This window comes from Burkholderia sp. MSMB1826 (genome assembly GCF_001526325.1).
GTDB lineage: Bacteria > Pseudomonadota > Gammaproteobacteria > Burkholderiales > Burkholderiaceae > Burkholderia.
On sequence record NZ_LOYN01000022.1, the window covers coordinates 119,645 to 138,507 of the forward strand.

An 18,863-nucleotide genomic window follows, 5' to 3' on the forward strand; every position below is an offset into this window, starting at 1 on the left:
ATGCCGCCGCCCGGTGGCGGGACGCGGGATCGTCGTCCGCCGCCGCGGCGCGCTTCGTTTCGCGACGGTCATGCACCGTACGCATGCACGCGAGGCCGGTCGCCGCGCCGCAGCGCGCGGGCCGGAATCGCGGTGTACCGTTTGCGTCTGGAGTTACCCTGATACGCGCGCCGCGGCAATCCCGTTACACTCGGAACACTCATCCGCAGAAGGCGGTCTCGATGCCCCCCGTTCTTCCGCGTCCGCCTGCGCATGCGGCTGCATCGGCGTGGCGGTGCGCCGCCGCCCGCTCCCGGGCACCGTCGACATGAAGTCCACCCGCGACCTGTCGCTCGACGCCCTGCTCGAACGCCTCACGCCGACGCCCCACGGCTGGCTCGCCACCTACCGCGCCACGACATTGCGCAGCGTGTTCCAGCCCGTGCTGTCGATCACGCACAAGCGCGTCGTCGGCTACGAGGCGCTGCTGCGCGTCGTCGACGGGAACGGCGCGCTGGTGTCGCCCACCGCCCTGTTCGACAAGACGCGCGGCGACGCCGACGCGCTGCTGCTCGACCGGCTCGCGCGCTGCCTGCACACGGCCAACTTCGTCACGCAGGGAATCGGCGACGGCTGGCTGTTCCTGAACGTGACGCCGCGCGTGCTCGACACGGGCCTCGTGCAGCGCGAGTTCGTCGAGGCGCTGTGCCGGCATTTCGCGCTGCCGCCGAACCGCATCGTGCTGGAAGTGGTCGAGCAGCCGGCACGCGACGAAGCCGCGCTTGCCCGCACGATCGACATGATCCAGCATCGCGATTTCCTGATCGCGATCGACGATTTCGGCACGGGGTTCTCGAACTTCGACCGCGTGTGGCGAGCGCGGCCCGACATCGTGAAGCTCGACCGCTCGCTCGTCGAGCGTTCGACCGCCTCGGCCGACGATCGCCGCATCATGCATCACCTCGTGTCGATGCTGCACCAGGCCGGCGCGATGGTGCTGGCCGAAGGCGTCGAAAGCGACGACGCACTGCAGGCGCTGATGGAAGCCGACATCGATTTCGTGCAGGGTTTTCAGTTCGGCCAGCCCGATGCATCGATCGCGCACGCGAGCGCGGCGGCGCCCGCGATGCTCGATGCCGCGTGGCGGCGCTTCATCGCCCGCCGGCACACGCCGGTGGCCGCCCAGCAGCCGGGCTTCGACGCGATCGAACGGCTCGTGCTCACCGGCGCGGCCGCGTTTTCGGCAAGCGGCAACCTGCAGGACGCCGCGCAACGCGTGTTCGCGGTACCGGCCGCGCGACGCGTGTTCGTCACGGACGAGACCGGCGAACAGTTCCTGCCGTCGATCGGTGCGCCGCCCGACGACAGCCAGGCGAGCGTGACCCGCCTCGCGCCGCTCTTCCCGGAAACCCACAGCAACTGGTCGCGGCGCCCGTATTTCCAGCGTGCGATCGCCGCCCCCGGGCGCGTCGCGCTGATGGGCCCGCATTTCTCGCTGACGGAAGGCCGCGACTGCTATACGGCCGCCGTCGCGATCCGCGCGCAGAGCCGGCTCGTCGTGTTCTGCGTCGACTTCGTGCTCGACAGCGCGGGAACCGTGATGCGGTAGCCGCCGCGCGCGGCGGACGATCGCGTGCGACGCGCGTGAGCGTTCATTGGTCAGTCGACCACCTTCCCACGCCCCGACTTCACCACGCTGCGGCGCGACTTGTGCTCGAGCCGCCGCTCCTTCGACGCGCGCGTCGGCCGCGTCGCGACCCGGGCACGCGGCGTGTGCGCGACGCTGCCGATCAGCGCATCGAGCCGCGCGAGCGCGGCCTCGCGGTTCTTCTCCTGCGTCCGATACTCCTGCGACTTGATCACGACGACGCCGTCGCGCGTGATGCGCTGGTCGGACAATGCGAGAAGCCGCTCCTTGATGACCGGCGGCAGCGACGACGCGCGGATGTCGAAGCGCAGATGAATCGCGCTCGACACCTTGTTCACGTTCTGCCCGCCCGCGCCCTGCGCACGCACGGCCGTCCATTCGACCTCGGCCGGATCGAGCGTGTAGCGAATCATCATCGCGAAGCCTCCGTGCGGCGCCGGGCGAGCGCCTCGTCGACGCGGGCCGCGAGCCCCGAATCGCGCTGCGTGCGCGTCGCGACCGCCTGCGCCAGCACGCGCCGCGGCCCGATCACCTGCACGCGCGTGCGTGCGCGCGTGACGGCCGTATAGACGAGCTCGCGCGTGAGCACCCGGCCGAACGACGCAGGCAGCACGAGCGCGGCTTCGTCGAATTCCGAGCCCTGCGATTTGTGCACCGTCAGCGCGAACGCCGTTTCGTGCGGCGGCAGCGCGGCCGGCGACACCGCGCGCGCGGCGCCGTCCGCGCGCCGGAACCACACGCGCAGCACACCGTGCGCGTCGGGCAGCGCAATGCCGATGTCGCCGTTGAACAGCCCGAGCGCATAGTCGTTGCGCGTGACCATGATCGGCCGCCCGGTGAACCAGTGCGCGCCGACCGCGAGCGGCACGCGCGCCGCATGCCGCACGTGCGCGGCCACCAGCGCATTGACGTGTTCCGCCCCGCGCGAGCCGCTGCGGGTCGCGCACAGGATCCGGAACCGGTTGAGCGCGTCGAACAGCGGCAGCGGATCGGGCGCCGGCGCGGCCAGCGCGTCGCGCAATGCATCGAGGTATGCGCCGAAACGCCGTGCGAGCCGCTCGACCGTCGACGACGCCAGCGTGTCGCCCGCATCGTCGTGAAACGATGCGGCTGCCGAGTCGTCGGCGGGCAGCGCATCGAGCGCCGCCTGCACGTCGCCGCGGCGGATCGCGAGCGACAGTCGGCCGATCGGCGAATCGAGACCGAAGCGGTAATTGCGTTCGAGCCACACGACGCAGTCCGCGAGCGGTGCCGGAGCGGGCGTTCCTGCGGATGCGGCAGCGGCTTCGCCGGCCCATGGCGATGCGGCCGCCGCCGCCGACGCCAGCGCCGCATCGTCTGCGTGGAACGGCGCCAGCTCGACGGCGTCGAGCCAAGCGAGCTCGTCGGCCTCGATCCAGGCCGGCGCATCGCCCGGTGCGCCGGCATCGACCGGTGCCGACCCGGATGACGGCGACGGCGCGATGTCGGCCGACGACGCTTCGTCATCCTGCGGTTCGTCGTCGAAGAGCGACGCCTGTCGCGCATCGACTTTCGGCCGAGGCGCCGATTTGCGCGCAACAGGCGCGGATGCCGACGGCGAAGCCGGAGCCCGTGCGGACGCGGATGCCGGATGCGCGCGCGCATCCGCTGCCGGCGCGGCTTCGTGCGGCACCGGCACCGGCAACGCCGCGACGAACGCCGCCTCGTCGATGCCCAGCGCCTGCGCGATGCGCGTGCGGGCCGCGGCGGTGAACGCCGGCCGTGCGCTCAGCTCCGCGAACACGGCGCCGGCCTCGACCGCGGCCAGTTGATCCTTGTCGCCCAGCAACACGAGACGCGCACCCGGCGCGAGCGCGTCGAGCAGATGCGCGGCGAGCGCGACGTCGATCATCGACGCCTCGTCGACGACGATCAGATCGTACGGCAACGGATTGTCGCGATGATGCCGGAAGCCGGCCGCCCCGCCGCCGCCCAGCAGCCGATGCAGCGTATACGACGTGTCGGGCAGGCGCGCCGCGAGTTCGGGCGGCAGATCGCCGGCGCGCGCGTGCAGCGCCTCCTGCATCCGCTGCGCGGCCTTGCCGGTCGGTGCGGCCAGCGCGATGCGCAGCCCCGGGTGCGCATCGAGCAGGCAGGCCAGCACACCGACGACGGTCGTCGTCTTGCCCGTGCCCGGCCCACCGCTGACGATCGTCACGCGGCCGGTCAGCGCGACGATCGCCGCCACGCGCTGCCAGTCGACTTCGCCGGTCGCCGGCCCGAAGTAACGGGCGAGACTGTCGCGCAACCGGTCGGGCGACAGGCCTTCGTCCGGCGCGGCGACACCGGCCTGCGCGACGAGCGCATCGGCGAGCCGCCGTTCGTAATCGAAATAGCGCGACAGGTACAGATGATCGAGCCGGTCGACGATCAGCGGCCGCTCGTCGCCGCGCGCGAGCGTGCCGAACGCGACCACGCCGCTCGCGGCCAGCGCCGCGCGCACCTCGTCGAGCGACGCTTCGTAGCGCTGCGCGAGCGCGTCGAGCGCGACGCACACGTGGCCGCCGGCGGTCGCACGGCTCGTCGCGAACGCGGCGCGCGCGGCCCAGCGCGCCGCCGCGGCCGGCGCACCGGCACGGCGCGCGAGGTCGCCGATGCGGCGTGCGAAGCCTTCCGCGAGCGCGATGCCGAAATCGGCCGGCTCGGGCAGCCGCGCGACGAGGCCGCCGGTGAATTCGAGCATGTCGTCGGACGCGGTCATGCGCGGCCCCCTTCCATCATCCGGTCGAGTGCGTCGACGAGCGCGCGCGCGGGCCGCCGCGCATGCACGCCGGCCGGCTCGCCGCCGCTGCGCCAGCCGGGCCGCACGCCGCGCACGAATAGGTACAGGTAACCGGCGATGTGCGTGTCGTAGTCGTAATCCGGCAGCCGGCCGCGCAGGTAGCGATGCAGCGCGACCGTATAAAGCAGCGCCTGCAGGTGATACGCGTGATCGGCCATCGCGACGTCGAGCGCGCGCGGGCCATAGGCGTCCGGCGTCGTGCCGAGGTGGTTCGACTTCCAGTCGACGATCCAGAAACGGCCGTCGTGTTCGACGATCATGTCGATGAAACCCTTGATGAAACCGGCGAGCGTGCCCGCCTCCAGTGCAACGTCCGGATAGCCGTGCGCGACCAGCAGCCGGCGCAGCGCCGTCAGGTCGAGCGACGGCGCCGGGAACAGGAAGCCCATTTCGTCGAGCCGCTTGGCCGGATCGAGATCGGCGAGCCGCATGCCCGGCACGAGCTCGGTGTGCACGACGTCGTCGACGAGCCGCGCCATCATCGCCGGCAGGCGTGCCGCGAGCGCCGGCTCGGCCTCGACCGGCCGGTCGTGCAGCGCGCCGAGTGCGGCCTTGTGCCACGATTCGGGCTCCGCGAACCGGCTGAGCTCGAACAGGCGGTGCAAGCATTCGCCGGCCGCCGCCCCGCGCGGGAACATGAGGATGTCGTCGTCCGGCGGGGCGGCCGCCACCGTGTCGGCCAGTATCGGTTCGCCATCCGGCGCCACCGCGGCAAGCGCATCGTGATCGGGCCGCAATTCGTCGTCGGGCACGGCCGCGACGCCCGCCTCCTCGCGCGCCATCGACGCGGTCAACGAGCTGAAGCTCGCCATCCGCCACGCATCGCGCAGTATGCGCGTCGCATGGCGCGCCGCGAGCGTCTGCGACGCGTCGTGCCCGGCCGCGAGACGCTCGCGGCGCGCAGGCACGGGCAGCGGCGCGATGCTCACGGGGCCGCCCGCGAGCGCGCGCCATGCCGCATCGAGCGCGGCCTCGTCGGGCGGCTCGTCCAGCCACGCGTCGAACGCATGGCCGGCACCCGCGACGAGCCAGTTGAGCACGCTGCGCCGCGCTTCGCGCGTCGAGCGCGACGACAGGTACGGCCCGGCGACGACATAGCAGCGATACACCGCGCGCGTGAGCGCCACGTAGACGAGCCGCGCGCGTTCCGCGGCCTGCTCGCGCAGCGCCTGCCGCGCCGCGTGCGCGGCCGCCTCGTCGTCGCATCCGTAATGCAGCACCGCATCGCCCGCGTCGTCGTGATACTCGCGCGCATCGGGCAGCGCGGACGACGGCGGCTCGCGCAGCCCGCCGTCGTTCAGGAACGGACAGAACACGATCGCGTATTCGAGGCCCTTCGACTTGTGTACCGTGACGATCTGCACGAGGTTGCGATCGGATTCGAGCCGCAGTTGCGCTTCCTCGCCGCCGCCGTCGAGTCGTTGCGCGGCGAGCCAGCGCAGCGTCGGCGCGATGCCGGGCTGTGCGGACGCCCGCGCTTGCGTCAACTCGGCCAGATGGTTGACGTCGGTCACGCGGCGCTCGCCGTCCGCACCGGCCATCAGCCGTTCGGCGATCCGCAGCTCGCGCGTGAACGTGCGCCACATCACCGCGAAACCGCGTTCGCGCCACAGCAGCCGATAGCGCGAGAAGCGCTCGACCCAGCTCATCGCATCAGCGCTGTCGGCCGCCGACGCGCCGGGTGACGCATCGCCGTCGCCCTGCTCCATGCGCCACAGCGCGCCGGCGTCGAGCCCGAACCAGTCGGACGCGAGCGCCGCGCGCAGACGCCGCAGGTCGCCCGGCGCATCGATCGCCGCGAGCACGCGTTCGAGCTGCTCGGCGTCGCCGGTCGAGAACACCGACGCCTGCGCCAGCTCGACGCTGCCGATGCCCCACGTCGCGAGCACGCGCTTCACGAGGCTACCCTGCCGGTGCGTTTGCACGAGCACCGCGATGTCGCCCGGCGACAACGGCGTGTCCCCCAGCCGCACGCGCCCTTCACGTGCGCCGCGCATCAGCCGCGCGATCTCGGCCGCGCAGGCCTGGGCAGCCTGCGCTTGCGCGTCGCGCTTGAGCAACATGCCTTCGCCGCCCGGCAGCGCCCATATCCGGAAATCGCCCGCCGGCCCCGGATCGGTTTCGTCGACGAACGGCGCCCGCACGCGCGTGCCGGCGCGCACCGCGTAATAGTCGAGCCCGTCGAGCACGAATGCGCGCGGATTCGACATGAAGAAGCGGTTGCACGCATCGACGATCGCGGGCGTCGAGCGCTGATTGACCGCGAGCGTGTAGCACGCGCTCGCCCGTGCGCGCGCGGCGAGATAGGTATGCAGATCGGCCGCGCGAAAACTGTAGATCGCCTGTTTCGGATCGCCGACGAGGAACAGCGGGCCGCCCGGCGCGAAGATCCGGTCGAAGATCGCGAACTGCAGCGGATCGGTATCCTGGAACTCGTCGATCAGCGCGGCCGGATAGCGCGCGCGCAGCGTGTCGGCGAGCCACGGATGCGCGTGCAGCGCGTGATACAGGTTCGCGAGCAAATCGTCGAACGACACGACGCGCCGCGTGCGCTTGCGCTCGGCCAATTCGCGCGGCGCCATGTCGAGCCATTCGGCGATCAGCGCGAGCCAGCGCGCGCGCTGCGTGGCCTCGGCCGCGGCCACGGCCGCTTCGAGCGCGTCGGCCACCTCGAAGAACGCGTGTGCGGGCGTCGTACCGCCTTTTTTCGTCGCCTTCGTGAGCGCGGTTTGCGTGAGCTTCAGCGCGGCTTTCGGCAGCGCGGCCGTCGCGTCGCCCTGCTCGAAATGCACCGCCCACGCGGCGAGCGCATCGGCGAGCGCGTCGGGCTTGTGCGAGCGTTGATTGAGCGCGGGCTGCGCGGCGCGCAGCAGCGCATCGATCGCCTCGCGCTCGGCCGCCCACATGCGCGCGGCTTGCGCGAAGCATTCGGCCGCGGCCGCTTCGGCCGATTCGTCCGGCTCGGTCACGCCGTCCCAGCGCAGCGCGGCAAGCGGCTTCTTCAGCCGGCGTGCGAGTTGCGCATCGAGCGCGGCCGGGCCGGCCCCCGATTCGACGAGCCAGGTCGCGAAGCCCGGCCAGCGCGCGGCCGCCGGTTCGACGCGCGTGCGCCAGAAATCCGCGGCGAGTTCGAAGCGCAGCGACGCATCGTCGGCCTCCATGTCGAACGCGAACGGCATCGCGGCCGCGAACGGCGCTTCCTGCAGCGCGCGCTGGCAGAACGCGTGGATCGTATGGATCGCGGCCTGGTCGAACGCGCGCAGCGCGCGCCGGATCCGCTTCGCAGCCGTCTCCGGATCGAGCGCACCGTCGACGCCGAGCGCGGTCTCCCACAGACGCGCGATGAACGGATCGCCGCCGTCGTCGCCCGTGTCGAGCGCATGCGCAAGCTGCGCGAGCCTGCTGCGAATCCGCTCGTGCAGTTCGGCCGTCGCCGCTTTCGTGAAGGTCACGACGAGGATTTCGTCCGCGCCGAGATCCTTTTCGAGCAGCAGACGCACATACAGTGCGCAGATGTTCCACGTCTTGCCGGTGCCGGCCGACGCCTCGATCTGGTTGACGCCGTCGAGCGGGCACGCGAACACGTCGAGTTCGAGCGCCTGCGGCTGCGACACGGCGCTCATGCGACCTCCTTCAGATGCTCGACGAGCGGCTCGAACACGAGCCGCGCGAGCGTGCCGAACGGCTCGTCGAGCGACGGATGCGCGCCGCGCCATGCGATCGCGATGGCCGGATCGTCGGCTTCGCTCGCCACCCGCTCGTTGATCCACACGCTCGCGGCCTTGACCTCGCCGTCGGACACCCGCGCCCACGCACTGCGCGGGAAGAACCGCAGCGGCATGCGTCGCCCCGCGCGAAACAGCGCGGCCAGCGGCGCGAGCCGTTCGAGCGGCGCCGCGACGGGCGTCAGCTCGAACGCACCGCCGCTGCCGAACCACAGCGTGCGGCGCGGGCCGCCGGGCTCGATCGCACAGTAGACGAGATGCGCGAGCCACGCGGACAGGTAATCGCGCGCACTCGGCCGCGCATAGCGATAGATGACCTGCCCGGCCGGCGTCAGCCGATTCAGCGTGCCGTGCAATTCGAGCGGCGCGCTCACCGCGTCGGCCGCCAGCATCGCGTCGTCGGCGCCGAACAGCGCCTGCTCGGTATCGGGCCACGTCGGCACGACGGTGAGCGAGAACGGCCGCCGCTCGATGCCGTCGGCCAGCGCACGGCGCACGTTCGACGCAAGCTGCGTCATCGAACCGAGCGCCTGATCGCGCCATACCGCGCCCGTCGCACCGCCGGGCAGTTCGGGGCTCGCGTCCGCAATGCGCAGCGCATGATCGTGCACGCCGCCGTCGCCGGCTTCGATCAGGAGCGGCAGCACGCGCTCGGCAAGCGCGTCGCTGCCGGCGAAGTCCAGCGCGAACGGCTCGGTATCGAGCAGTTCGGCCTGCGCATCGGCCAGCACGATGCCGAGCCGGCCGCGCAGCAACGCGCGCGCCGGATGGCGCCAGAAACGTTCGAATTCGCCGAACGCGACGGGCTCGACCGGCTCCGCCGGCAGCGGCTGCGCGAAGAACGGCTGCTCGCGCGGCCCGTCGCGCGACGCCTCGGCGGCCAGCAGCGACGCGAGCGTCGCGCGCTCGGCGTCATACGAAACGAGGCCGCTGCCCGGCTGGAAATACGCGGCCGCGAACGGTTGCAGCGGATGCTCGACGATGAACGCGCGGCGCGCGGCATCGACCGCGTCCGGTGCGGCGCCGGGCCCGGCCGTGACGTCCGCGAGATGATCGAGCAGTTCGTCGACCAGCGCCGCCGGTGGCAACGGCGCGTTGTCGCGAATGCTGCGGCCCGTATAGGCGATCAGCAACCGGTCGCGTGCGGCGAGCAACAGGTCGAGAAACAGATTGCGCTCGTCGTCGCGGCGCTGCCGGTCGCCCAGCTTCGGCAGCACGGCCATCAGGTCGAACTCGTCCGCGCGCGCGAGGCTCGGCAGCACGCCGTCGTCCATCCCCAGCAGGCAGACGACGCGATACGGCAGCCCGCGCAAGCTCGTCAGCGACGAGAACGTGACGCCGCCCCACGGCACGCCGCCGCGGGCCGGATCGTCGAGCGCCGCGGCGAGCCCCGCGCGGACGACGGCCGCCGGCAACGCCTCGTCGGGCGCGCCCTCCGTCATCGCGGCCAGCATCGCGTCGAGCGCGTCGCGCACGCCGGCCAGCGCGTCCGCATACGCGGCGCCCGAGTCGAAGAAGCGCGCGAGCGTGTCCGCGAACAGTTCGCTCCAGCCGCGCGGCGTGTGCGACTCCGCGAGCCGCCGCGCGAAGCCGTCGAGATCGTCGGTAAACCGTGCGAGCCGGCCGAGCAGTTCGGCCTCGCTGCCCGTGGCCGCCTCGATCGGCAGCCACGCCCCGATCGGCGCCGCCCCTTCGGGCATCGCATAGCCGAGAAAGAGCCGCGCGAGCGCATCGGAGAACGTATGGCGCGGCGCGGGCACGGCCGCGTCGTCGCTCGCGAGCGGCGACAACCCACGCCGCGCGCCGGCGGCCGCGAGCCAGGTCTGCACCGTTTCGAGCGCGGCCGCGTCGATGTCGTAGCGCGCGGCCACCGCATCCACGCGCAGCCATTCGACCAGCTCCGGCGCGCCGACCTGCCGCTCCGGCAACGCGAGCCAGTCGAGCAGCACGCGCGCGACCGGATTCGCCTGCGACGGCGGCAGGCCGGTGATCCGGTAAGGCACCCGCGCACCGCCGGCGCCGGCCGTGCCGAACACCGCGTCGATCAACGGCCCGGCCGCGGCGAGATCGGCCACCGCGACGAGCACGTCGGACGGCTGCAGGCTCGCATCGGCGTCGAACCAAGCGAGCAGCCGGTCGTGCAGCACCTCGAGCTGGCGCGCGAGGCTGTGGCACACGTGCACCTCGATCCCGCGCTCGACCGGCGTGTCGCCGATTTCGGCCTCCGGTTGCAGTTCGAGGATCGCGTTCTGCACGCGCGCGAGCCAGGTGGGCGCGGGATTCTCGACGAAACGCGACGCATCGCCTGATGCGGCGCCTTCGGTCAGCTCATGCAGCATGTGCAATTGCGCCTGCGTCTGCCTGCCCCATTCGGCGAGCAGCGGATGGCCGACCTCCTGGAAGTCGCGCCGCCCGGCCGCATCGAGCGCCTCGGCGTGCGCGGCGGTCACGATGTCGAACCAGAATTCGCGGCACGGATTCAGCGCGTAGACGCGCACGTCGATCCAGCGCGACAGTTCGCGCAACAGCGCGACGTGCAGCGGCGGCATCGTCGGCAGCGCGAACACGCTGACCGATTCGGGCCAGTCGGCGCGCGCGAGCGCATCGGCATCGAGATGGCGCGCTTCGACGAGAAAGCGGTGCGCCGGCGGCGTGCCGCTGTCGCTCAGCTCGGCGAGCAGCGCGCGCCACAGCGCGGCCTGCCAGCGCTCGTCGTCGCGCGCGGCGTCGCCGATCCCGCGCGGCGCGCCGTCGCCCGCGAGCACCGATTCGCCGGCCTGCCACGCGGCCAGCCATTCGGGGCGATAGGTCAGGTAATGATCGAGCACGGCCGCGACGCGATGAGCCAGTTCGTAGCGCATCGCATCGTCGGACGCCGACAGATACGCGGCCAGCCGCGGCGACGCGCGCCACGGCGCACCGTCGGCCGCCTGCGCGAACAGCCGGTAGCAGCGCCACACGAGCCGGTCGGGCGCGAACGGCGAGCGCGCAGGCACCGTCAGCACGCGGCCGATCTGCGCCCACAGCCACTGCGCGAGATACGTGAACTCGACGTTCGCGCACACGCCGTTGCGCGCGGCGATGTCGAGCTCGAGGCGGCGGCGCAGCGCCGCGCTCGGCACGATGACCTGTTGCGGCGCCCACGGGCCGTTGCGGGCCGGGAACGCGGCCAGATCCTCGAGCAGCGCGTCGGCCAGCGTTTCGTGACGGTTCGAATAGAAAAGATGGAGCATGAAGCGGGCGTCGGAACCTCGCACCGGCGGGATCGGGCGAACAGGATCACCAAGGATAGCAAATGGGCCGCCGCCGCGAACCTCGGCCGGAAAGCCAGCTTTTGCGAGCCGCGAAATACGATAGACTCGTCGCCAGTCAATACGCCGCCCCCGGGCGTCTTCGTCTGCCATTCAGCCCATCGATGCGCTATTCGGTCGAAATCAGAAAGTTTTTCTACAGCCAGTACTTTTTCGGCGGCCTGCGGATCGCGGTCGGCGTGTCGCTGCCGGCCGTGTTGTGCCTGATCGTGTTTCACAACCGGGAGCTCGGCTTCACGATCTCGACCGGCGCGCTCGGCGCCTGCGTCGTCGACATGCCGGGCCCGCTCAAGTACAAGCACAACGAAATGCTCGCGTGCAGCGTGATCGGCTTCCTGGCCGCGCTCGCCACCGGCCTCGCGACACCGAACATCTTCGCGCTGTGGCTCACGATCGTGCCGCTCACGTTCGTGCTGTCGCTGATCGTCGTCTACGGCAACCGCTGGCCGCAGATCAGCTTCGCGACGCTGTTCATGATGGTGATGACGCTCGAGGAAAAATTCACGCCGCTGCAGGCGTTCGTCAACGCGGGCTGGATTCTCGCGGGCGGCCTCTGGTACACGTACTGGGCCACGCTGGTGTCGCAATGGCAGGCCCGCCGGATCGAGCAGCAGGCGCTGGCCGAAAGCCTGTTCGCCTGTGCCGACTACCTGCTCGCGCGCGCGCAGTTCTACGATCTCGACGCCGATCTCGACGAGTGCTATCGCAATCTCGTCGCCCGGCAGATCACCGCGGTCGAAACGCAGGAAACCGCGCGCGACATCGTGCTGCGCAACCTGCCGAAGCTGCGGCGCGGCAAGCTCGATCCCGGCCGCACGACGATGTACAACCTGTTCATCAACAGCGTCGACCTGCACGAGCTGTTCGTCGGCGCGCATACCGATTACCCGCTCGTGCGCAACACGTTCGGCGGCTCGGATCTCATCATTTTCTACCGCGACCTGATCCGCAAGGCCGCGGCCGATCTCGAGGAAATCGGTCTCGCGGTGCTCGAGAACCGCGCGCCGCATTCGCGCATCAGCGTGAAGGCCGAGCTGCGCGCGATCGAGTACGAGATCGAGCTGATGCGCAAGAAGAACTTCGCGGCCACCCACGCGGAAGCGTATGCGGCCGTGCTCGCGACGTTCCGGCGCATCTGGAGCGCGACGCGCCTGATCGACCGGATGCGCCGCAACCTGTCGGGCCACGCCGATCCGCAGCAAACCGAACTGAAGATCGACAAGGCGCTCACGCGTTTCCTGCAGCGCCGCCGCATGTCGCCGCTGCTGATCTTCTCGAACCTGAACATGCGTTCGCCGAGCTTCCGCCATGCACTGCGCGTGACGATCGCCGTGGCGGTCGGCTTCTGGATCGGCCGGCTGCTGCCGCTCACGAACGCGTACTGGATCGTGATGACCACCATCATCATCCTGAAGCCCGGCTACTCGCTGACCAAGCAGCGCAACGCGCAGCGGATCATCGGCACGCTGATCGGCTGCGCGGCGAGCATCGCGCTGATCTACACGGTGAAGGAGCCGCACCTGCTGATCGCGATCATGTTCGGGTCGATGGTGATGAGCTACAGCCTGCTGCTGTTCAACTATGCGGCGAGCGTCGTGTTCACGTCGTCGTACGTGCTGCTGATGTTTCACTTGCTCGCGCCGGGCAGCATGCGGATCATCGGCGAGCGCGCGATCGACACGGTGGTCGGCTGCATGATCGCGATCGCCGCGAGCCGGCTGTTCCCGTACTGGGAATACCGGCTGATGGGCAAGCTCGTCACCGACATGCTGACGTCCACCCGCAAGTATTTCGAGGCCGTGTGGCGCGCCGGGCGCGGCATGTCGCCGCCGCCGGTGCCGACCGCCGACGGCGCGGCCGTCGTACCCGTCGTCGCCGCGGCGATCGAAACGCCGGTCAGCCCGCTCGACGACGACTACCGCTACCGCCTCGCCCGCAAGGACGTGCACATCGCGTTCGCGAACCTCGGGCAGGCGTTCCAGCGGATGATGATCGAGCCGAAGGCGCACCAGCGCTTCGTGCCCGAACTGAACGACCTGCTCGTGCAGACGCACGTGCTCGGCGCGCAGATCACGGCTGCCGCGCCGCTGATTCGCAGCGCATGCGCGGCCGATGGCGGCCTCGTCCACGACGACGCGCTGCAGCGCGGCCTCGCCGCCGTGCTCGAGAATCTCGAAAAGGCCGAAGCCGGCGAGCCGCCGCCCGCCGACCAGCTCGAGACGTCGAAGCAGATCACGCGCGATCTCGATGCGATGGTCGTGTCCGCGGAAAAATCCGACGCGGTCGGCGCCGAGCTCACGCACGACCTGAAGGTGCTCGCGCACCAGTGCAAGCAGATGCTCGCGTCGTCGCTGCTGATCCGCAAGGATGCGAGCGTGATCCGCCTGCCCGCCTGACCGCGCATGTCCGCGCCGGCAGGCCGGCCCGCGCACGTCGCGACCGGGCCGCCGGCGCGCGCCGGCTTGACGCTTGTCCCGAAGCATGCCCCACCCGCTCACACGGCCCGCACCTGCGGGCGCGCGAGTGTTCCATGCGCCGTTCCTCTCGCCGCGCCAGTCAGGGAATACCCGATTCCGGTCACCAGGCCCGGCTTGTTATCATTCGTTCACATTCAAGTTGTATAGACAACTTGAGCCAATCGGACCGGCCGCGCTCGCCCGGTTCGTCGCATAAAACGATATCGGAGACTCGATGAAAAACTTGCAGCGCCACCTGAGCGCGCGGCACATCCGCTTTCTCGCACTGGGCTCGGCGATCGGCACGGGCCTGTTCTACGGGTCGGCGTCCGCGATTCAGCTCGCGGGCCCGGCGGTGATCCTCGCGTACCTGCTGGGCGGCGCGGCCGTCTACATGGTGATGCGCGCGCTCGGCGAGATGGCCGTGCGCGAACCCGTCGCGGGCTCGTTCGGCCACTACGCGACCGAGAACCTCGGCCCGTTCGCGGGCTTCGTCACCGGCTGGACCTACACACTCGAAATGGTGATCGTCGCGATCGCCGACATCACCGCGTTCGGCATCTACATGGGCTTCTGGTTTCCGGATGTCCCGCAATGGATCTGGGTGCTCGGCGTCGTCGCGATCATCTGCGGGCTGAACCTGTGCCACGTGAAGGTGTTCGGCGAGCTCGAATTCTGGCTGTCGATCATCAAGGTCGGCGCGATCGTCGCGATGATCGGCGGCGGCGTCGCGATCCTGCTGACCGGCATGCACTTCGGTCATTCGGCCGACGTGCCGACGTTCGCGAACCTGTGGAACCACGGCGGCTTCCTGCCGAACGGAATCGGCGGGCTGATCGCGTCGCTGTCGGTCGTGATCTTCGCGTACGGCGGGATCGAGGTGATCGGGATGAGCGCCGGCGAGGCGAAGGACCCGGAGCGCGTGATTCCGCGCGCGATCAACGCGGTGCCCGCGCGCATCCTGCTGTTCTACGTGCTGACGATGGTGGTGCTGATGTCGATCGGACCGTGGACCGGCGTCGGCAGCGACGGCAGCCCGTTCGTGCAGATCTTCTCGGCGCTCGGCGTGAAATCCGCCGCGACGATCCTGAACCTCGTCGTGATCAGCGCGGCGATCTCGGCGATCAACAGCGACATCTTCGGCGCGGGCCGGATGATGTTCGGGATGGCGCGGCAGGGTCAGGCGCCGCGCGTGCTGATGACGACGTCGCGCCACGGCGTGCCGTGGGTCACGGTGCTCGTGATGGCCGCCGCGCTGCTGGTCGGCGTGCTGCTCAACTACCTGATGCCGAAGGACGTGTTCCTGGTGGTCGCCGCGATCGCGACGTTCGCGACCGTGTGGGTGTGGCTGATGATCCTGCTGTCGCAGGTCGCGATGCGCCGGCGCCTGTCGCGCGCGGAAGTCGCGGCGCTGAAGTTCAAGGTGCCGCTGTGGCCCGTCGCGCCCGCGCTGACGATCGCCTTCATGGGTTTCGTGATCGTGATGCTCGGCTGGTTCGACGATACGCGCGTCGCGCTGTATGTCGGCGCGGCATGGCTCGCGCTGCTCGCGGCCGTGTTCTATGCCCGGATCCGGCCGAAGTTCGCGCCTGCGTCACGGTGACGCACGGCTGACTCTCCATGCGGTGCGCCGGCTCCGGCGCCCGCGTCTCTCGCGTCTCTCGCGTCTCTCGCGTCTCTCGCGTCTCTCGCGGATCCCACAGCGTCACACGACGCATCGTACCGCCCACCGCAGTCCCGCTCTCCCGTTCCCGTACCTGCGCATCGCTGCGGCCCCGTCCCGGGCCGCGCGGCGATCACGCACGGGCACGACGCGTCAATGCGACGCGGCGCTCGCGCTCGCGGCCTCGGCCGGATGGGCCTCGTCGTACGCGTGCTTCTGCGAGATCGCGTTGTACAGGATCGTCCCGATCACGAGCAGCACGGCCACGACGATCAGGATGCTCACGTTGCGGACAGGGTTCTTCTTGCGCTGATCGTTCATGGTCGGGGCGGCTCCGTCGAATTCGTTGAAGCCGGCATTCTACGCGCTTGTATCCGCGCCGCACCGTGCCGTCGCGCTCTCCGCCCGGCGTCTTCCCGACGGCTTTCGAAAGCTTTCATTTGATAATCATTCCCATTTCGATCTAGAATCGCAAATCTTTCGTTTTGTAATGTTCCGAGTCGCTCGGGCGGCAGGCGCGCGCCGGAACGCTTCCTCGTCCACCTGCCCCACCGGAGTCTCCATGTCGAATCCGCGCACCCGCCTGCTGCCGCTCGCCGGCACCCTCGCCCTGGCTGCGGCCGCCTTCGCGCCGCTTGCCCAGGCGGCCGAGGAAGTGAGCCTGTACACCACCCGCGAGCCGAAGCTGATCCAGCCGCTCATCGACGCGTTCACGAAGCAGAGCGGCGTCAAGGTCAACACGGTGTTCGTCAAGGACGGCCTGCTCGAGCGCGTGAAGGCGGAAGGCGCGCAGTCGCCGGCCGACGTGCTGATGACGGTCGACGTCGGCAACCTGCTCGACCTCGTCGACGGCGGCGTCACGCAACCGGTGCGCTCGAAGGCGCTCGACGATGCAATTCCCGCGAACCTGCGCGGCGCGCAGGGCGACTGGTATGCGCTGTCGCTGCGCGACCGCGTGCTGTACGTCGAAAAGGACCTGAAGGTCGATGCGTTCCGCTACGAGGATCTCGCCGATCCGAAATGGAAGGGCAAGGTCTGCATCCGCTCGGGCCAGCATCCGTACAACACGGCGCTCGTCGCCGCGATGATCGCGCACGACGGCGAAGCCGCGACCGAGAAGTGGCTGCGCGGCGTGAAGGCGAACCTCGCGCGCAAGGCGACGGGCGGCGACCGCGACGTCGCGCGCGACATTCTCGGCGGCATCTGCGACGTCGGTCTCGCGAACGCATACTACGTCGGCCACATGAAGAACGCGGAAGCCGGCACAGATGCCCGCAAATGGGGCGATGCGATCAAGGTCGTGCGCCCGACGTTCGCGAACGCGAAGAGCGGCGGCACGCACGTGAACATCAGCGGCGCGACGGTCGCGAAGCACGCGCCGCACAAGCCCAACGCGGTGAAGCTGCTCGAATACCTGGTGTCGCCGGAAGCGCAGGCGCTGTATGCGCAGGCGAACTACGAATACCCGGTGCGCGCGAACGTGAAGCTCGACCCGGTGATCGCGAGCTTCGGCACGCTGAAGGTGGACCCGCTGCCGCTGGCGGATATCGCGAAGTATCGCAAGCAGGCAAGCCAGCTCGTCGACAAGGTCGGCTTTGACAACTGACGCATCGCCTGTCCGCGCCTGTCGCGAGCCGCGTCGTTCGCGGCCGCGCGCGGGCAGCCTGTGGCTGCTCGCGGCGCTGACGATCGCCGCGGCGGTCGCGGCGCCGCTCGCGGTGCTCGTGGCCGCCGCGTTCGACGCCGATCTCGCGCACTGGCGGCATCTCGCCGAATTCGTGCTGCCGCAGGCACTCGTCAATACGCTGCTGCTGCTCGCGGGCGTCGGCACGATCGTGTCGATCGTCGGCACCGGCTGTGCATGGCTCGTCACCGCCTACGATTTTCCCGGCCGCCGGATCCTGACCTGGGCGCTGCTGCTGCCGCTCGCGGTGCCTACCTACATCGTCGCGTTCGCGTATCTCGACCTGCTGCATCCGATCGGCCCCGTGCAGGGCGCGATCCGCTGGCTGCTCGGCTTCGACAGTCCGCGCCAGTTCCGCCTGCCCGACCTGCGTTCGCTGCCCGGCGCGATCTTCGTGCTGGGCTTCGTGCTGTATCCGTACGTCTATCTGAGCACGCGCGCGATGTTCGTCACGCAGTCCGCGAGCCTGCTCGAGGCCGCGCGCACGCTCGGCGCCGGCCGCGTCGCGACGTTCTGGCGCGTCGTCGTGCCGCTTGCCCGGCCGGCGATCGCGGTCGGCATGAGCCTCGCGCTGCTCGAAACGCTGAACGATATCGGCGCGTCGGAATTTCTCGGCGTGCAGACGCTGACCGTGTCCGTCTATACGACGTGGATCACGCGCTCCGATCTCGCCGGCGCCGCGCAGATCGCGCTTGCGATGCTCGCGATCGTCGTCGGCATGATCGCGCTCGAACGCTACGGGCGCCGCCGCCAGCGCTACGCGCACGGCCGGCGCATGCGGCCGATCGCGCCGCGCCGCCTGGCCGGCGCGGCCGCGCTGGGCGCCGCGGCGCTCGGCTGGCTGCCCGTCCTGCTCGGCTTCGGCGCGCCGGCCGCCTATCTCGCGGTCGAGACCGGCAAGCGACTGCACCTCGTCGGCGGCGTATCCGCGCAACTGATGACGGGGCTCGCGAACACGCTGACGATCGCGACCGCCGCCACCGTCACGACGCTCGCGTGCGGGCTCGTCGTCGCGTGGGCCGCGCGCGCGCAGCGCGACAGCGCGCGCGCGGGCCCTGCCCGCCTGTGCACGCGGATCGCGAGCCTCGGCTACGCGGTGCCGGGCACCGTGCTCGCGATCGGCCTGCTGATTCCGTTCGCGGCGGCCGACCGGCTGTTCGGCGTGGCGCTCGGCCGCGACGGACTGCTGCTGATGGGCTCCGCGACCGCGCTCGTGATCGCGTATACCGTGCGCTTCCTCGCGATCCCGGCCGGCGGCATCGAAGCCGGCCTCGCGCGCATTCCGCCGTCGCTCGAACAGGCCGCGCGCTCGCTCGGCGAGACGGCCGGCGGCACGTTGCGCCGCGTCCATCTGCCGCTGTTGCGGCCCGCGCTCACGACGAGCGCGCTGCTGGTGTTCGTCGACGCGATGAAGGAGCTGCCGGCCACGCTGCTGCTGCGCCCGCTGAACTTCGACACGCTCGCGACGTGGCTGTATGCGGAAGCCGCGCGCGGCACCTATGAAGAAGGCGCGGTCGCCGCGCTCGCGATCGTGCTGGCCGGGCTCGTGCCCGTGATCCTGCTCGCCCGCACCCGCCACAAGATCGGAGCCTGA

At 70.6% G+C, this 18,863-nt stretch carries 10 protein-coding genes; 5 read left to right on the forward strand and 5 right to left on the reverse strand.

The annotated features are described in order from the left end of the window. Positions 1–307 precede the first annotated feature (307 nt). Positions 308–1,588, forward strand: coding sequence for a sensor domain-containing phosphodiesterase (locus WS95_RS12800; RefSeq protein WP_059824598.1), 1,281 nt, complete (start codon positions 308–310; stop codon positions 1,586–1,588). Between the two features lie 50 nt (positions 1,589–1,638). Here the strand turns inward: WS95_RS12800 and arfB are convergent, their stop codons facing one another. Genes arfB through recC form a run of 4 tightly spaced genes read right to left on the reverse strand, consistent with a single transcriptional unit; the run spans position 1,639 to position 11,388 of the window. Then, positions 1,639–2,043: an alternative ribosome rescue aminoacyl-tRNA hydrolase ArfB gene (gene arfB / locus WS95_RS12805; protein ID WP_059782560.1), complete on the reverse strand. Its 405-nt coding sequence runs from the start codon at positions 2,041–2,043 to the stop codon at positions 1,639–1,641. After that, positions 2,040–4,349 (reverse strand): AAA family ATPase, encoded by a 2,310-nt coding sequence (locus tag WS95_RS12810; RefSeq protein ID WP_059824144.1) that lies wholly within the window; start codon positions 4,347–4,349, stop codon positions 2,040–2,042. Before WS95_RS12810 ends, arfB begins: the two co-directional genes overlap by 4 nt. Beyond that, positions 4,346–8,053 carry an exodeoxyribonuclease V subunit beta gene (recB, locus tag WS95_RS12815; protein ID WP_059782557.1) on the reverse strand — a complete coding sequence of 1,236 codons (3,708 nt, stop codon included), beginning with the start codon at positions 8,051–8,053 and terminating at the stop codon, positions 4,346–4,348. Before recB ends, WS95_RS12810 begins: the two co-directional genes overlap by 4 nt. Next, complete coding sequence (gene recC, locus WS95_RS12820) at positions 8,050–11,388, reverse strand: exodeoxyribonuclease V subunit gamma (protein WP_059824146.1); 3,339 nt, start codon at positions 11,386–11,388, stop codon at positions 8,050–8,052. Before recC ends, recB begins: the two co-directional genes overlap by 4 nt. A gap of 182 nt (positions 11,389–11,570) precedes the next feature. Here recC and WS95_RS12825 point away from each other — a divergent pair, with 182 nt between their 5' ends. Both WS95_RS12825 and WS95_RS12830 read left to right on the forward strand, forming a co-directional pair. Continuing rightward, a complete protein-coding gene (locus WS95_RS12825; protein ID WP_034206855.1) occupies positions 11,571–13,862 on the forward strand; it encodes an FUSC family protein in 2,292 nt (763 codons plus the stop codon). Positions 13,863–14,157: 295 nt separating this feature from the next. After that, positions 14,158–15,525, forward strand: coding sequence for an amino acid permease (locus tag WS95_RS12830; RefSeq protein ID WP_034206854.1), 1,368 nt, complete (start codon positions 14,158–14,160; stop codon positions 15,523–15,525). Positions 15,526–15,738: 213 nt separating this feature from the next. On the opposite strand, the gene WS95_RS34800 is transcribed toward WS95_RS12830, so the two are convergent. Continuing rightward, positions 15,739–15,906, reverse strand: a complete 168-nt coding sequence (locus tag WS95_RS34800; protein ID WP_108041923.1) for a hypothetical protein — start codon at positions 15,904–15,906, stop codon at positions 15,739–15,741. A gap of 241 nt (positions 15,907–16,147) precedes the next feature. Between WS95_RS34800 and WS95_RS12835 the strand changes: the two genes are divergently transcribed. Together WS95_RS12835 and WS95_RS12840 are read left to right on the forward strand one after the other, a co-directional pair. Further along, positions 16,148–17,191: a Fe(3+) ABC transporter substrate-binding protein gene (locus tag WS95_RS12835; RefSeq protein ID WP_059824147.1), complete on the forward strand. Its 1,044-nt coding sequence runs from the start codon at positions 16,148–16,150 to the stop codon at positions 17,189–17,191. Beyond that, on the forward strand, positions 17,181–18,863 hold the full coding sequence (locus WS95_RS12840) for an ABC transporter permease (RefSeq protein ID WP_059824149.1): 1,683 nt from the start codon (positions 17,181–17,183) through the stop codon (positions 18,861–18,863). Before WS95_RS12835 ends, WS95_RS12840 begins: the two co-directional genes overlap by 11 nt.

Coding starts and splice junctions, on each gene's coding strand:
- WS95_RS12800 (WP_059824598.1), top strand. CDS start 308: ATGAAGTCCACCCGCGACCTGTCGCTCGACGCCCTGCTCGAACGCCTC.
- arfB (WP_059782560.1), bottom strand. CDS start 2,043: ATGATGATTCGCTACACGCTCGATCCGGCCGAGGTCGAATGGACGGCC.
- WS95_RS12810 (WP_059824144.1), bottom strand. CDS start 4,349: ATGACCGCGTCCGACGACATGCTCGAATTCACCGGCGGCCTCGTCGCG.
- recB (WP_059782557.1), bottom strand. CDS start 8,053: ATGAGCGCCGTGTCGCAGCCGCAGGCGCTCGAACTCGACGTGTTCGCG.
- recC (WP_059824146.1), bottom strand. CDS start 11,388: ATGCTCCATCTTTTCTATTCGAACCGTCACGAAACGCTGGCCGACGCG.
- WS95_RS12825 (WP_034206855.1), top strand. CDS start 11,571: ATGCGCTATTCGGTCGAAATCAGAAAGTTTTTCTACAGCCAGTACTTT.
- WS95_RS12830 (WP_034206854.1), top strand. CDS start 14,158: ATGAAAAACTTGCAGCGCCACCTGAGCGCGCGGCACATCCGCTTTCTC.
- WS95_RS34800 (WP_108041923.1), bottom strand. CDS start 15,906: ATGAACGATCAGCGCAAGAAGAACCCTGTCCGCAACGTGAGCATCCTG.
- WS95_RS12835 (WP_059824147.1), top strand. CDS start 16,148: ATGTCGAATCCGCGCACCCGCCTGCTGCCGCTCGCCGGCACCCTCGCC.